The 15686-nt window shown below is 73.6% G+C and carries 12 protein-coding genes; 6 read left to right on the forward strand and 6 right to left on the reverse strand.

Features of this window, described 5'->3' with window-relative positions; translation table 11 throughout:
* Positions 1-4 precede the first annotated feature (4 nt).
* On the reverse strand, positions 5-1675 hold the full coding sequence (locus ABGB06_RS24570) for an ABC transporter substrate-binding protein (protein WP_347592994.1): 1671 nt from the start codon (positions 1673-1675) through the stop codon (positions 5-7).
* Between the two features lie 349 nt (positions 1676-2024).
* On the opposite strand from ABGB06_RS24570, the gene ABGB06_RS24575 reads away from it, so the two are divergent.
* The 3 genes from ABGB06_RS24575 (at position 2025) to ABGB06_RS24585 (ending at position 6449) form a co-directional block, all read left to right on the forward strand.
* Positions 2025-3047, forward strand: a complete 1023-nt coding sequence (locus tag ABGB06_RS24575) for a LacI family DNA-binding transcriptional regulator (RefSeq protein ID WP_347592996.1) — start codon at positions 2025-2027, stop codon at positions 3045-3047.
* Between the two features lie 192 nt (positions 3048-3239).
* Complete coding sequence (locus ABGB06_RS24580; RefSeq protein ID WP_347592998.1) at positions 3240-5186, forward strand: cellulase family glycosylhydrolase; 1947 nt, start codon at positions 3240-3242, stop codon at positions 5184-5186.
* 144 nt (positions 5187-5330) lie between these two features.
* The gene (locus tag ABGB06_RS24585) at positions 5331-6449 is read left to right on the forward strand and encodes a DUF4259 domain-containing protein (RefSeq protein ID WP_347593000.1); all 1119 of its coding nucleotides are present in this window, start codon (positions 5331-5333) and stop codon (positions 6447-6449) included.
* Positions 6450-6456: 7 nt separating this feature from the next.
* On the opposite strand, the gene ABGB06_RS24590 is transcribed toward ABGB06_RS24585, so the two are convergent.
* From ABGB06_RS24590 to allB, 4 genes are all read right to left on the reverse strand, one after another.
* Positions 6457-7686, reverse strand: a complete 1230-nt coding sequence (locus ABGB06_RS24590; RefSeq protein WP_347593002.1) for a cytochrome P450 — start codon at positions 7684-7686, stop codon at positions 6457-6459.
* A gap of 194 nt (positions 7687-7880) precedes the next feature.
* Positions 7881-8306, reverse strand: a complete 426-nt coding sequence (locus tag ABGB06_RS24595; RefSeq protein ID WP_347593361.1) for a ribonuclease — start codon at positions 8304-8306, stop codon at positions 7881-7883.
* Between the two features lie 126 nt (positions 8307-8432).
* Positions 8433-9524: an allantoicase gene (gene alc, locus ABGB06_RS24600; RefSeq protein WP_347593004.1), complete on the reverse strand. Its 1092-nt coding sequence runs from the start codon at positions 9522-9524 to the stop codon at positions 8433-8435.
* Positions 9521-10996 carry an allantoinase AllB gene (gene allB / locus ABGB06_RS24605; RefSeq protein WP_347593006.1) on the reverse strand — a complete coding sequence of 492 codons (1476 nt, stop codon included), beginning with the start codon at positions 10994-10996 and terminating at the stop codon, positions 9521-9523. The genes alc and allB overlap by 4 nt, the downstream gene beginning before the upstream one ends.
* Positions 10997-11145: 149 nt before the next feature.
* Between allB and ABGB06_RS24610 the strand changes: the two genes are divergently transcribed.
* From ABGB06_RS24610 to aceB, 3 genes are all read left to right on the forward strand, one after another.
* A complete protein-coding gene (locus ABGB06_RS24610; protein ID WP_347593363.1) occupies positions 11146-11946 on the forward strand; it encodes an IclR family transcriptional regulator in 801 nt (266 codons plus the stop codon).
* A 38-nt stretch (positions 11947-11984) separates the two neighbouring features.
* A complete protein-coding gene (locus ABGB06_RS24615; protein WP_347593008.1) occupies positions 11985-12626 on the forward strand; it encodes an NTP transferase domain-containing protein in 642 nt (213 codons plus the stop codon).
* Positions 12627-12715: 89 nt separating this feature from the next.
* Entirely contained in the window at positions 12716-14311 is a 1596-nt protein-coding gene (gene aceB, locus ABGB06_RS24620) for a malate synthase A (RefSeq protein WP_347593010.1), read from the forward strand.
* A 26-nt stretch (positions 14312-14337) separates the two neighbouring features.
* Here aceB and ABGB06_RS24625 read toward each other — a convergent pair whose 3' ends face one another.
* Positions 14338-15630, reverse strand: coding sequence for a sulfite oxidase (locus tag ABGB06_RS24625; protein WP_347593012.1), 1293 nt, complete (start codon positions 15628-15630; stop codon positions 14338-14340).
* Between the last annotated feature and the right edge of the window lie 56 nt (positions 15631-15686).

The raw sequence follows: 15686 nt of genomic DNA on the forward strand, positions 1-15686 counted from the left end.
GCGGTCACTCCACCGGTTCGAGGCGGGCGGCCACCCAGCCGCCGTCCGGGTCGAGCCAGATGGCGGGCGACGCGTACAGGTCGTCCGCGGTGGGGTATCCGGTGACGTTGTTGCCGTTGAACTCCATCATGTTCTGGGCGGCGAAGAGCGGGATCACCGGCATGTCGTCGACGAACTCCTGCTGGATGGTGTGGTAGTGCTCCAGCTGCTCGTCGGGGTCGGGGGTGTCGCCGATGGCCTGCAGGGCGTCGTCGACGGCGGCGTTCTCGTAGCGGCCGTAGTTGCCGTCGTTCGAGGCGGTGCCGATGGGCTTGACCAGGTTGCTGGAGAGCAGCTGGTAGTAGTAGGCGCGCGGGTCGGGGGTGTAGCCGGCGCTGTCGAGCACCATCTCGAACTCGCCCTTGTTGCGCTTGTCCGTCCACTGCGCGTGCGAGATGGCGTCGACCTCCAGCTCGATGCCGTACTCGGCGAGCTGCTGCTTGGCCATGTCGGCGAGGCTGACGTAGTCGGTCCAGCCGCTGACCAGGGAGAGTTCGACGGACAGCCGTTCGCCGTCCAGGCTCCAGTTGCCGTCGGAGTCCTGGGTGTAGCCGGCCGCGGTGAGGTGCTCGGCGACGGCGTCCTCGCCGGTCTCGAACTCGGCGTCGGCGAGGTCGGGGTCCAGGACGCTCTCGAAGTTGGGGAGGATCAGGCCGGTCGGGCTGGCGTCCGGGTTGACGCCCGAGTAGACGCTCTCGTTCATGAAGTCGCGGTCCAGGGCGGCGCTGATCGCCTTGCGCACCTCGGGATCGGCGGTCGGGCCCTCCTGCGCGTTGGGCAGGAAGATCGCGTTGGCGATCGGGATGTTGACCAGCTCGAAGTTCTCGTCCTTGTCGAGGTAGTTCGTCTCCACCTCGGGGATGTAGGTGCCGGCCCAGTCGATCTCGCCGGCGGTGATCGCGGCGTTCGAGGCGTTGTTGCCGGTGAAGGAGCGGAACCGCACGGCGTCGAACCTGGGCAGGCCCTCGACGTAGTAGTCGTCGCGGGCGGTCAGCGTCATGGTCATGCCCTCGACCGAGTCGACGGTCCAGGCGCCGGTGCCGACCGGGTTCTCGTTGAGCACCGTGGCCTTCTGGTCGTCGGGGATCTCCGACCAGACGTGTTCGGGCACGATCTTCTGCTTGCCCAGGATGAAGAACTCCTGGGTCAGCGCCGACTCGGAGAAGGTCAGCACGGCGGTGTCCTCGTCCTCGGCCTCCACGGTCTCGATGGGCAGGCCGTAGGTGTTGAGCGCCGGGACGCTGGCCATCAGGTCGAAGGTGTAGACGACGTCGTCGACGGTGAAGGGCTCGCCGTCGTTCCAGGTGGCGTTCGTCTTGACGTCGATGGTCAGGGTCCTGCCGTCGCCCGACCACTCGTACTGCTCGCCCAGCCACGGTTTGACGTCGCCGGCCTGGGCTCCGTTGAAGAGGAACAGCGGCTCGTAGATGTAGCCGTTGGTGGCCTGCAGAGGCTCCGGCGAGAACGGGTTGAAGTTCCGCACGAAGTTGCCGGTGGAGCCGGTGGTGACGGTGAGCACGCCGTCGTCGCCACCGCTGTTGGTCTCCCCGGCGCAGGCGGCCAGCGCGGCCGTGAGGCCCAGCGCCGCGGTCGCGGCGAGGAGCCGTCGCGGGCGGAATCTACTCGGGACGGTCATGGGTTCCCCCTAGCTGGTTGCGCGCGGGCACGAATCACGCGGGCGAGACGGTCGGGCGGATGACGACGGGACGGTGTGCGGCGGGACGGAGACGGAACGGCACCGCACGCCGGTGGCGGTTCGCACGCCACCAGCGTTGTGTGCCAGGAAATTAGAGCCGTCGTAAACGGAGTGTCAATGCCGCTGCATTGCTTTTCTGCCACGCCTTCAGCACCATGTCGGCACCGGTCGCCGTATTTTGACTGAACCGGATTAGTCATTTCCCGTCGAAGTCGCAGCTTGGAGCCGTGCGGACCGCCTCGTCGCCCGGTTCGGTCCAGGAGGAGCCCAGGTGACCAGAGGAGCACAGGTGAAGCGTCCGACCATGCAGGACATCGCCCGGCGGGCCGGGGTCACCAAGGCCGCCGTGTCGTTCGCGCTGAACGGGCGGCCGGGGGTGTCGGAGCCGACCCGGCGTCGCATCCTGGCCATCGCCGAGGAGTTGGGCTGGCAGCCGAGCAGCGCGGCCCGGGCGCTGTCCGACGGCCGGGCGGGCTCGTTCGGGCTGGTCATCGACCGGCCCGCGCACACCCTGGGGCTGGAACCGTTCTTCATGCAGCTGATCTCCGGCATCCAGGCGGAGTTGACCAGCGACACCACGCCCCTGCTGCTGACCATGGTCGAGGACCAGGCCGCGGAGACGGCCCTGTACCGGAGCTGGTGGGCGCGGCGCCTGGTGGACGGGGTGTTCCTGGTGGACCTGCAGGTGGACGACGCCCGGGTGCCGGTGCTGGAGGCGCTGGGGATGCCCGCGGTGGTCATCGGCGCGCCGCGGGGCACCGGCACCCTGCCGGCGGTGTGGAGCGACGAGGCGGCGGGGGTGACCACCGTGGTGACGCATCTGGCGGAACTGGGGCACCGTCGGGTGGCGCGGGTCTCCGGGCCGCCACACCTGCGGCACACCCGGATCCGCACCGAGGCGTTCGGCCTGATCACCGCCGAACTCGGGGTGTCCGGGCGGACGTTGGCGGCCGACTACAGCGGCGAACGGGGCGCCGCGGCGACCCACGAGCTGCTGTCGCTGCCCGCCGCGGAACGGCCGACGGCGATCGTCTACGACAACGACGTGATGGCGCTGTCCGGGCTGGCCACGGCCCAGGGGCTCGGCCTGCGGGTGCCGGCCGAGGTGTCGATCGTGGCCTGGGACGACTCCGCGCTCTGCGAGCTGGTCAACCCGCCGCTGACGGCGCTGAGCCGGGACATCGCCGCGCACGGGGCGCACGCGGCGCGGCGGCTGCGGCAGGCGGTGGGCGGCGGCGAGGTGGGCGACCTCCAGGACTCGGCGCCGACGCTCCGGCTGCGCGGATCGACCGCGGCGGCGCCGCGCGGATGAGCCCGCCACCGAGCCCGTGATGACCTGCCAAAAGCGCGAGGTAAACCGGTTTAGACCAGACCCGGAAACGCGACTCACGGTAGTGCCCTCTTGACGGCTGAACCGGTATAGCAGTTCACTTCTCACTGCGCGGCACGTCCGTTCGCATCGGGCCGGCGCACCACTGACCCCTGTCTCGTAACGGGAGATTTGATGCAGCGCCCCTCCGCCCTTCTGAAGAGTGCGGGCCGCCCGCAGATCTGGCTCGGCGCCAACTACTGGTCCCGCAGCGGCGGCCCGCTGATGTGGCGGAGCTACGACGGCGAGGTCGTCACCGAGGAGCTGCGCACGCTGCGCGACCACGGCCTGAACATGACCCGGTCCTTCTACTACTGGCCGGACTTCCACCCGGAGCCGTACCGGATCGACGACGAGATGTGCGCCCGGTACGCCGACTTCCTCGACCGGCACCAGGCGTTGGGCATGTCCACGGTGCCGACGTTCATCGTCGGCCACATGTCCGGCGAGAACTGGGACCCGGCCTGGCGCGGCGACCGCGACCTGTACGGCGACATCTGGCTCGTCTCCCGCCAGGCGTGGTTCATCAGGGAGATGACGCGCCGCTTCGCGTACCACCCGGCGGTGGCCGCCTGGCTGATCTCCAACGAGATGCCGATCTACGGCTCGCCACCCGGCGAGCCCGAGGCGCCCCGCGAGCGGGTGGCCTCGTGGGCGCAGCTGGTGGTGGACGCGGTGCGGGCCGGCGGCGGCAGCCAGCCGGTCTCGCTCGGCGACGGCGCCTGGGGTCTGGAGAACTCGGGCTACGACAACGGCTTCCGGGTGGCGGACTCCGCGGAGCTGTGCGACTTCCTGGGCCCGCACGTCTACCGGATGGAGGACGACGCGGTGCGCCAGCACCACGCCGCCGCCTGGGTGTGCGAGCTGACCGGCACCTTCGACCGGCCGGTGATCCTGGAGGAGTTCGGGCTGACCACCGACTTCAGCTCGGCGGCCGGCGCGGCCCGCTACTACCGCCAGGCGCTGCACAACTCGCTGCTCGCCGGCGCCACGGGCTGGGTTGCCTGGAACAACACGGACTACGACGAGCTGCGCGAGCAACCGCCGTACCGGCACCACGCCTTCGAGATGCACTTCGGCATCACCGACGCCACGGGCGCGCCCAAGGCCCCGCTGCTGGAGATGCGGGCGTTCGCCGAGGTGCTGCGGGAGATCGACGTGGCGCGCTGCCGTCGCGCGGACACCGACACCGCCCTGGTGGTCTCGTCCTACCTGGACACCGTCTATCCGTTCACCCGCCCCGAGGACCGCCCGTACGTGCAGCAGACCGGCCGGCAGGCGTGGATCGCCGCGCGGCTGGCCGACGCGCCGCCGGCGCTGGTCAGGGAGAGCGACGGGCTGCCGGACGGGGCGCGGCTCTACCTGGTGCCGTCCGTCAAGCAGTTGCTCTCCCCCACCTGGTTCCGACTGGAGGAGCTGGCCCGCGCCGGGGCCACCGTGTACGTGTCGTACTCGCCGGGCGCGCACGAGGAGCAGCGCGGCCCGTGGTACGCGCACCTGAACCGGCTGTTCGGGGTGCGGCACCTGCTGGAGTACGGCCTGGTCGACCCGATCGAGGACGACGAGGTCACCTGGACGTTCGGCCGCGCCTTTGGCACCCTCCCGGTCGGGGCGCGGCTGACCTTCCGTGCCGCGGGCACGGCCGACAACCGGGTGTTCCTGCCGGTGGAGCCCGACGGCGCGGAGGTGCTGGCGACCGACGAGCGCGGCCGTCCGGCGCTGCTGCGGCACGTTGTCGGCGCGGGCAGCGTGGTGTTCAGCACCTACCCGATCGAGCACATGGCGTCGGTCACGCCGCGGGTCAACCCGGAGGCGACCAGCACGCTGTACGCCGCGCTGGCCGCGGCCGCCGGGGTGGACCGGCCGGTCACCGTGGACGACAACCGGGTGGCGGTCGACCGGCTGGTGCACGAGGACGGCCGCACCTTCGTGTGGCTGGTGAGCCAGTCCGCGGAGCCGCTGTCGGTCAAGCCGTCGCTGCCGGACGGTGCCACGCTGGTCACCCTGGACGGTACGGAGACCGGGTCGGTGTCGCTGGACCCCTACGGCGTCGCGGTGCTGCGGCTCCGCGCCGAGCGCTAGGTCCCGTCCGAGCGGCGGAACCCCCTGCTCCACATCGGGTGATGCGGTGTCCGCCGCCGAGGAGGGTGGGGAGGATGTGACGGCCGAGGGTCGGGCGTATGCTGACGTCTCCGGTGGGTCGAGCAGCTGAATCGAGGGCGTCCGGTGGGGACTTGGGGAACTGCGCCGTTCGCCAACGACAGCGCGCTCGACCTGCTGGAAACCCTGCTGCCGGCGTCGTCGACGGAACGCCTCACCCTCGTGCTCCGCACCCTTGACACCCGGGCCTACGACGCGGGCGACGACGGGGACGACGCCGACGATGACGACGCGGCGCGGCGGGCGCCCGAGGCGGTCATCTCGGCCGCCGCGGTGATCGCCGCCAACCTGCCCACCGGCGCGCCCCTGCCGTGGAACAGCCGGGTGCCCGGCATCACCCGGTGGTTGGCCCGGCCGGTCCCGGCCGACACCCCCGCCCGGGCGCTGGCGGCGATCGACGCCGCCGTGCCGGACGACGGTCCCTGGTGGGCCGCCTGGCTCGACGACGCCGACCGGGAGCGGGCGGGCGCCACCCTCGACCAGCTACGGGCGGCGCTGCGCGGCGCGGAACTGGCCTGCCGGATCTGCGGTCTGGTGCAGCATCAGCCGCCCTGGGGCGCGGACGGCACGACGCCGAGCTTCGGCCTCTGCGAGCGCTGCGGCGTCCAGTTCGGCTATCCGGACGCGACGGCCGAGGGCGTGCGCCGCTACCGGGCCGGGTGGTTGGACAGCCTGGTCGGCGAACTCGCCCACCGAGCCGTCGAGTTCGAGCGGACCTTCGCGCAGCGGCACGGCGTTCCGCCCGGCCGACACCTGGTGACCAGGGCGGGGCGGGACGCGGCCACGGCGACCGAGGAGGTCGAGCGGCGGCTGACGGCCGCCGGCGCGCCGGCCGCCCTCCTGGAGCTGTACCGCAGGGTGGCCGAGATATCCCTGCCCGATCTGGGCGACGGCGTCTTCGTGCGGCCGGCGGCGGACGTCGCCGACGGCATCGACGCCGGGCGGCTGCCGACGGAGCTGACCGGTGACTTCCGGGACGGCGTCGTGGCGTTCGGCGCGGAGGGCGCCGACGCGCTGCTCGCGGTCAGCACGTCGAGCGGCGCCGTCTACCGGCTCGTCGACGCGGACGACGCGGACGACGAAGCCGGGGGCGACGGGGACGAGGAGGAGGCCGTGCAGGTGGTCGCGGACAACCTCTGGGGCTTCCTCGACGACCTGCGCGCCCGCTTCGCGCGGTTCGGCTAGGTCGGCCCTACCAGCGGACCGGGAGGCGGCGTGGGCCGCGCATCAGCAGGCCGAGGCGCCAGTCCAGGGTCGCCGGGTCGGCGTCCAGCGCCAGCTCCGGGGCCCGTTCCAGCAGCGAGCGCAGCGCGATCCTGGCCTCCAGCCGGGCCAGCGGCGCGCCCAGGCAGTGATGGATGCCGTGCCCGAACGCCAGGTGTCCCCGGGCCTCGCGGCGGATGTCGAAGCGCCCGGGATCGGCGAACCGCGCCTCGTCCCGGTCCGCGTCCCCGAGCACCGGGAGCACCAGCCGGCCACCGCCCGGGATCACCGTGCCGGCGATCTCGACGGGCTCCACGGTGAAGCGGTACGTGGGTGCCAGCACCGGCCCCTCGTAGCGCAGCACCTCCTCGACCGCGTTGTCCAGCAGGCCCCAGTCGGCGCGCAGGGCGGCCAGCTGGTCGGGGTGACGGAGCAGCGTGAGCACGCCGTTGGCGAGCAGGTTCACCGTGGTCTCGTGCCCGGCGACGAGCAGCAGCCAGACCATGCCGACGAGCTCCTCGCGCGAGAGCTGGTCGCCGTCCACGTCGGCGTCGGTCGAGTGAATCAGCGCGCTCAACAGGTCGTCGCCCGGCGCCAACGACTTGGCCGCCAGCAGGCCGACGACGTACTCGTTCATCGCCTGGCTGGCCCGCCGTCGCTCGGCCGGCGGCGCGGGACCGACCGCCGTGTTGGACCAGACCCGGAACCGGTCGCGCTCCAGCTCCGGCACGCCCAGCAGTTCGCAGATCACCGTGATGGGCAGCGGGAAGGCGAGGGTGGTCACGAGGTCGGCCCGCCGGTCGGGGGCGGCCAGCATCGCGTCGAGCAGGCGGTCGGTGGTCCGCTGGATGCGCGGCGCCAGCGCCTCCGTCCGGCGCACGGTGAACTCCCGCGCCACCAGGGCGCGCAGCCGGGTGTGGTCCGGCGGGTCGGAGACCAGCATGTGGTAGCCGTAGTTGCGCTGGTCGCGGAGCTCCTCGGTGGCGCTGTCCCACCGCTTGCTGAGCCGCGGGTCGGCGAGCGTGGCGCGCGCCTCCCGGTACCCCAGGACCAGCCACGCCTCGAACCCGCCGAGGGTGATGACCCGCTGCACCGGGCCGCGTTCGCGCAGTGCGGCGAGGACCGGATACGGGTCGCGGGCGAAGTCGGCGCCCAGGGTGCGCAGGTCGAGCGCCTCGCCGGTGCCGGCGGCGGTGCTCTCCGCGATGTTCCCGGTCATCGGTCCCCCTCTGCGTCGCCCGGAGTCCACGGTGCCACTGTCCGCTACGAGTCGTCAACGACGCGTAGCGTGAGGCGTGTCCGAACGACCATCGCGGCGGCGGGGCCGGCAGGCGTTGCGGTCCCGGCGCCGCGGGTGGGGGGACGCCGGTCAGAGGGTTGTGGGGGAAGGCCCTGAGGTCGGCGCGTCAGGTCTCAGCAGGAGTAGTCGATGAGGTCGAACGACTCGTAGTGGTCGGAGGTGTAGTAGTCCTCCTCGAAGGAGTCGCCGGTGACGATGCGGCGGGCGCCGCGGTCGTCGCTGCCCGGCGTCTCCACGGTGTACTCGTGGTAGTAGCCGATCGGCTGGGAGGGCAGCAGGCCCTCGCGGTTCTCGAAGACGCCGCCGTCCTCGGGGTACGGGTACGGGCCGCCGACCTCGATCAGGTCCAGCGTGTCGTAGGCCTCGGGCGGCAGGTCGCCGTAGCAGATGTCGCCGAAGTCGAGGGGCACGACCGCGGTCGCGGTCGCCGGGGTGGGGGTCAGCGTGGGGGTGGCGGCGGCCGCCTGGCCGCCGATGAGCAGGGTCGAGAGCAGGGACGCGGCGGCGCCGGCCCTGACCAGCGTGGAGCGGAAGTTCATGCCCATGCCAACCAGTGTGACGCGCGTAGTGTGATGCGCGTCAACCACGCATCCCGGAAATTACCGAGGAGTTCACAGGCCGTCGCGCGGGCTCCACACCTTGGGCGCAGGGACCGGGACAACGGCTCACAACTCGCGGTATCGCGCGGCCAGACCGGCCGCCCCGCGCTCGGTGAGCGAGCCGTGGAGCCGGAGGCGGGCGATCCCGCCGTCCGGGTGGACGTCCAGCCGGGCGTGCGTCGCGGGCGGGGCGGCGGGGTCGAGCACGAGCCGGTGCACGGTGTCCGGGCGGAGCGGGGTGCGCGGCAGCACCTCGTGCCAGTCGCCGCCGGCGGAGACGGAAAGGGCGGCCCAGCCGGGCGCGTTGCCCAGATAGCAGCCGGTGTCGATCTCCACGGCCCGGACCACGCCGTGGCCGGCCAGCCGGTACCGCACCCAGTCGTGCCCGTGGTCCCGGCGGCGGCGGGTCTCCCACCCCTCCTCCATGGAGCGGGAACGGCCGGGCATGATGCTGTGCTCCGGCGGCGAGTAGAAGCGGTCGGAGGCGTCCTCGGCGACGCCACCGTGTTCCAGCGCCACCAGGTCGAACGTGCCGAGCGCCGCCAGCCACCCGGGGTCGGCCACCACCTCGCCGTGCGCCCGCAGCCGGGCCACGCCGCCGTCCGGGTACTGCCGGAGCCGGAGATGCGTGACGCGGCGCGGGACGGTGACCGGGAAGGCGTTGGCCGCGTGCCCGCCGACGACCGTGCGCGGCACCAGCGGGATCCAGGCGGTGGTCTCGCCGGGCGGTTCGTCAGGACGCAGCGCGGCGCCCTCGACGCTCACCTCGTGCGGATGGTTGCCGCGGAAGTGCGCGGTGTCCACGACCACGCCGCGGACCACGCCGGGGGCGCCGAGCCGGATCAGCGCCCAGTCGTGGTCGTCCGGGTCCGGATGCGGGCGGTCCGGGCCAGGACCGCGTCGGCGGCGGGTCTCCCAGCCGTCCATGACCTTGCCCTTGGGGCCGTACGCCGCCGGGTCGAAACGGGGCCGCTCCGGCCTGAGCAGGCCCTCGCGTTCGGCAAAGAACTCGTCGTTGGCGGCGATCACCGAACCGCCGAGCCGCCGGTCGGCGAGGTCGGTGAGCCGGGTGAACGGCACGGCGTCCGGGTCCGGCGCGCGGTAGTCGGCGTACGGATCGCCGCCGGCGTACGGCGCCGCGGCGCCCTCGAACGTCACGGGCGCTCCACCCGGTCGCCCGGCCGGGCCGCCGGGGACCCGGTGGCGGCCCGGGACACGGTCGGAGTGGCGGGGGGTTCCTGGACGCCCCGGGTCAACGGCCGGTCCAGCAGCCGTCCGGCCCGGCCGGTGATCCGGCCGCGGTCGGCGATCCGCCGGCCGCGCAGCCAGCTGGCCAGCACCACGCCGTGCAGGGTGCGGCCAGCGTAGGCGGTCATCGGGTTCCTGTGGTGCAGCGCGGCCGGGTCGACGGTGAAGCGCGCCTCCGGGTCGAGCACCGCGAAGTCGGCGTCCCGGCCGGGCGCGATGGCGCCCTTGCGGCCGTCGAGTCCGGCCAGCCGGGCCGGGCCCGCGGACATCCAGCGGACGACGTCGGCCAGGCCGTGGCCACGGGCCCGGGCCGCGGTCCAGACTGCGGGGAGCCCGAGCTGCAGCGAGGAGATGCCGCCCCAGGCGGCGCCGAAGTCGGGCGTCTTGAGGTCGGTCGTGCAGGGCGAGTGGTCGGAGACGACGCAGTCGAGGGTGCCGTCCGCGAGCGCCCGCCACAGCGCGTCCTGGTTGGCCGCCGCGCGGATCGGCGGGCAGCACTTGAACTCGGTGGCGCCGTCCGGGATCTCCTCCGCGGTGAGGGTGAGGAAGTGCGGGCAGGTCTCCGCGGTGATCCGGACCCCGGCGGCCCGGGCCTCGGCGAGGACCGGCAGCGCGGCGGTCGACGACAGGTGCAGCACGTGCACCCGGGCGTCGTACCGCCGGGCCAGCGCCACCAGCCGGGCGACGGCGGCGCGTTCGGCGGCGTCGGGTCGCGAGGCGAGGAAGTCGGCGTACCTGCGGCTGCCCGCGACGGGCGGCGCGGCCAGCCGGTCCGGGTCCTCGGCGTGCACGATGAGCAGCGCGTCGAGCTCGGCGACCTGGCGCACCGCCAGGGCGAGCTGGTCGGGGGACAGCGCGGGGAACTCCGGCACGCCGGACGGCGAGAGGAAGCATTTGAAGCCGAAGACGCCCGCCTCGTGCAGCGCGCGTAGCTCGCCCAGGTTTTCGGGTACCGCGCCACCCCAGAAGCCCACGTCCACCCGGACGCCGGCACGGGCCGCCGCGCGTTTGGTGGCCAGATGGTCGGGGGTGGTCGTGGGCGGGACGCTGTTGAGCGGCATGTCGAGCAGCGTGGTGACGCCGCCGGCCGCCGCCGCGGCGGTGGCGCTGCCGAAGCCCTCCCAGGCGGTCCGCCCCGGATCGTTGACGTGCACGTGGGTGTCGACCAGGCCCGGCAGCAACGCGGCGTCGCCGTAGTCGACGAGGCAGGCGCGGGCGGGGGACGGCGTGTCGTGCGGCAGCACCGCGGTGATCCGGCCGCCGGAGACGGCGACAGCGGCGGGGCGGACGCCCGCGGGGGTGACGACGCGCGTGGATCTCAGCACCAGCTCCGCGGTGCCCGCGCCCGCTCCCCACTCCGCGTCCGTCCCGGTTCCGGCCAACGGCGCCGCACCACCCCTCGACCTCAACGTTTTGTTGAAACCGATCCTCGGTCGCCCGAGGCAGCCCGTCAAGCGCCGGGTAGGCTGGCCGGCGACGCTGCCCGCGCTCGCATAGTCCGGAAAGGAAGGACGACGTGCCTCCGTCCGACGTGCGCAAGCCCACCCCCGGCGACCCTCGTGTGCCCGGCGGTGGCGGCGGCGGAGTGCAGTCGCTGGAACGGGCGTTCGGGCTGCTGGAGCGGATGGCCGACGCCGGTGGCGAGACCGGGCTCAGCGAGCTGGCGGCCGGCAGCGGCCTGCCGTTGCCCACCATCCACCGGTTGATGCGCACCCTGGTCTCCTGCGGCTACGTGCGCCAGCAGCCCAACCGCCGGTACGCGCTGGGGCCGCGGCTGATCCGGCTCGGCGAGAGCGCCGCCCGGCCGCTGGCCACCTGGGCCAGGCCGCATCTGGCCCGGCTGGTGGAGGAGACCGGCGAGACGGCGAACATGGCGCTGCTCGACGGCGACGAGGTGGTGTACGTGGCGCAGGTGCCGTCCCGGCATTCGATGCGGATGTTCACCGAGGTCGGGCGCCGGGTGCTGCCGCACTCCACGGGCGTCGGCAAGGCGCTGCTGGCCGGACTGCCGGACCGCGAGGTGCGGGCGCTGCTCGGCCGGACCGGCATGCCGGCCGCCACGGAGCGGACGCTGACCAGCCCGGACGCGTTCCTCGCGGCGCTCGTCGCGGTCCGCGAGCAGGGCTTCGCGGTGGACGACAACGAGCAGGAGATCGGGGTGCGCTGCATAGCCGTCCCGGTGCCCGCCGCGCCCACGGCCACCGCCATCTCCGTGTCGGGACCCGCCGGCCGGGTGACGGACGCGGCGACCGAGCGGATGGTCCCGTTGCTGAAGGAGGTCGCCCGCGACCTCTCCGCCACGCTGGCCGCCCCCGACGGCGCGGACGACTGAGCCGCGCCCCCGTCCACCCGTCGTCGTAGGCTCGCCCCATGGCCGAGCCAGTCGGACCCGCGCCCGTCGCCGGGCTGTTGTTGGCCGCCGGCGCCGGCCGGCGGCTGGGCGGTCGGCCCAAGGCGCTGCTGGAGCGGGACGGACGCCCGCTGGTGCGGCGCGCCGCCGAGGCGCTGCGTGCGGCCGGCTGCGCCCCGGTGCACGTGGTGCTCGGCGCGGCGGCCCGCCGGGTGCGGGCCAGGGCCGGGCTCGATCCGGACGTCGTGCTCGTCGACAACCCCGACTGGCCCACGGGCCTGGGCTCCTCGCTGCGCGCCGGCCTGGCGTCGCTGGCCGGGACCGGAACGGGCGCGGCGCTGGTGGTGCTGGTCGACCAGCCGGGCGTCGGCGCGGCCGCGATGGCCCGGGTGCGGGCCGCGTACCGGTCGCCCGGATCGCTGGCCGCCGCCGAGTACGCGGGACGCCGCGGCCATCCCGTGCTGCTCGGCGCGGCGCATTTCGCCGAGGTGTGCCGCCGGGCCAGGGACGACCAGGGCGCCCGGGGGTATCTGCGGGAGCGCGAACGGGCAGGCGAGGTGGTGCGCGTGCCGTGTGACGACGTCGCGGAGCCGTACGACATCGATACGCCCGGGGACCTGTGGCGGCTCTCCACGCCGACGGATGGCCGACGTTCCGACTAGGGTTCCGCGATGAGGAAAGTAGTATCCATAATCCGATCCACCATCCCATCCGCCATCCCATGACATGCCTCGCCGAAGGAGTGACCGCCATGACCGTCGTCACCGTTGACGCACCGTCCCTGGACCGGCAGGAGGAGATCCTCACCGACGAGGCGCTGGCGTTCCTGGGCGAGTTGCACCGGAGGTTCACGCCCCGGCGGGACGAGCTGCTGGTGCGGCGCGCGGAGCGGCGCGCGGAGATCGCCCGCACCTCCCGGCTCGACTTCCTGCCGGAGACCGCCGCGGTCCGGGAGGGCGACTGGCGGGTGGCGCCGACCCCCGAGGCCCTGCTGGACCGGCGGGTGGAGATCACCGGGCCCACCGACCGGAAGATGACGGTCAACGCGCTCAACTCCGGCGCCCGGGTCTGGCTCGCCGACTTCGAGGACGCCCTCGCGCCCACCTGGGCGAACGTGGTGGGCGGCCAGCTGAGCCTGGCCGACGCGTTCCGCCGGCGCATCGACTTCACGGACCCGACCAGCGGCAAGCGGTACGCGCTGCGGCCCGACCCGGAGCTGGCCGTGGTGGTGGCCAGGCCGCGCGGCTGGCATCTGAACGAGCGTCATCTCCGGGTGGGCGACGAGGCGATCCCGGGCGCGCTGGTGGACTTCGGCCTCTTCCTGTTCCACAACGGCCGGCTGCTCGCCGAGCAGGGCCGGGGCCCGTACCTCTACCTGGCCAAGCTGGAGTCGCATCTGGAGGCCCGGCTGTGGAACGAGGTGTTCGTCTTCGCCCAGGAGGCGCTCGGGCTGCCCCAAGGCACCATCAGGGCGACGGTGCTGATCGAGACGATCACCGCGGCCTTCGAGATGGAGGAGATCCTCCACGAGCTCCGCGACCACGCCGCCGGGCTGAACGCCGGGCGCTGGGACTACCTCTTCTCGATCGTCAAGAACTTCCGCGACGCCGGCCAGGAGTTCGTGCTGCCGGACCGGAACGCCGTCACCATGACCGCGCCGTTCATGCGCGCCTACACCGAACTCCTGGTCCGCACCTGCCACAAGCGGGGCGCGCACGCGATCGGCGGGATGGCGGCGTTCATCCCGTCGCGCGACCGGCGGGTCAACGAGACGGCGTTCGCCAAGGTCAGGGCGGACAAGGAGCGGGAGGCCGGCGACGGCTTCGACGGCTCCTGGGTGGCGCACCCCGGCCTGGTGCCGGTGGCGGCCGAGGCGTTCGACGCGGTGCTCGGCGACCGGCCGCACCAGAAGGACCGGCTGCGCGAGGAGGTCAGGGTCTCCGCCGCCGACCTGCTCGCGGTGGGCTCGCTCGACGCCCGCCCGACGTTCGAGGGCCTCGGCAACGCGGTGCAGGTGGGCACCCGTTACCTCCAGGCGTGGCTGTCGGGCCGGGGGGCGGTGGCCGTCTTCGACCTGATGGAGGACGTGGCCACCGCCGAGATCTCCCGGTCCCAGATCTGGCAGTGGATCAACGCCGGCGTGGTGCTGGACAACGGCGACCTGGTCACCCGCGACTACGTGCGCCGGGTCGCCGCCGACCAGCTGGTCGCGATCCGCGAGGAGGTCGGCGAGGACGAGTTCTTCCCCGGCGGCTGGGAGCGCGCCTTCGAGCTGCTGATGCGGCTCGCCCTGGACGAGGAGTACGTCGACTTCCTGACCCTGCTGGCCTACGAGATGCTCGACTGATCGTCGACCGGTGTGCGGGCCGGCGGTCAGGTGACCGTCACCGGGTGCCGGACCACGGCGCCGAACAGGTAGCCCTGCTCATTGAAGACGGTGCGCTCCGGCTGGGTCGCCCCGGTCGCGTCGGTGGCGCGGGCCAGCAGCTCCGCGTCGCCGGGGGCGGCCGGGGTCCAGTCGACCGACCAGCGCGTCCAGACGTCCGCGCGCGGCTCGTCGCGCAGCCGCGCGGGGAGCCAGTTCGCGCCGCCGTCCGTGCTGATCCCCACCCCGGTCACCGGGCCGCCGCCGGACCAGGAGCGGCCGGTGAGCCGGTGCGTGGCGCCGGCGGCGAACGTCGCGGGACTCGGCAGCTCGAACGCGCTCTTGAGGGTCTGCCGGGTGAGCGGCGCGCTGCCCTCCTCGGGATAGGTGGGGCCGAAGAGGCGGTACATGTCGGTGTTCCACGGCGAGTACAGCGGCTCGGCCGACACCTCGAGGTCGCCGACCCACTTGATGTTGGCGATGCCCACCCAGGAGGGCACCAGCACCCGCACCGGGTGGCCGTGGTCGGGCGGCAGCGGTTCGCCGTTCATCTCGTAGGCCAGCAGCACGTCGTCGAGCGCCTTGGCGATCGGCAGCGGGCGGCGCACCCGGCCGAGGTTGACGCCGTCGCCGGTCACGTACTCGGCGTCCAGGCCGCTCGGCTGGACGTCCACGGCGTGGTCGGCGAGGCCGGCCCGGCGCAGCACCTCGGCGAGCCGGACGCCGCGCCACCGGGCGACGCCCACCGCGCCGAGCGCCCACGGGGTGCCGCTGACCGTCTCGCCCTGCTGGCCGGCGAAGAAGCCGCGGCCGTTGCCGGCGCACTCGACGAACGCCGAACGCTCCGTGGCCGGCAGCGACCGCAGGTCGGCCAGGCCGAACTCGGCCGGGCCGCCGCGCAGCCCGCTCCCCCACACCGTCAGCCGCCAGTCGTCGGCGTCGAGCAGCGGGGTGGCGGTGTGGTTGCGGACGAAGAACAGTTCGGCCGGGGTGAGGAAGCCGGTGTCCCGGAGCGCCGACCAGCGGGTCTCCGCGTTGGTGCCGTGCACCACGAAGTCGTCCTCGGGCAGCGGCTTGACGATGCCGCTCGCCCGGGCGCCCGGGCCCCGCGGCGCGGCGGCCGCGGCGCCGGCCTTCCCGGTGGCGATCCCGGTCCCGGCCGCGGCGACGGCGCCGGCGAGGGTGAGGAGCCTGAGCAGGTCGCGTCGGGCCACGCCCTCGGCCCGCGCCGTGCCGCCGAGCCACTGGCGCAGCCTGCGGCGATCGTAGTCCCGCTCGTCGATCGTGGTGCGAGTCGTCATGGGGATGATCGTGCGCACCAACGCCCGGTCGCGCCATTGCGACAGATTGCCGCCGG

The sequence above is a fragment of the Streptomyces sp. B6B3 genome (assembly GCF_039871525.1).
GTDB lineage: Bacteria > Actinomycetota > Actinomycetes > Streptomycetales > Streptomycetaceae > Streptomyces.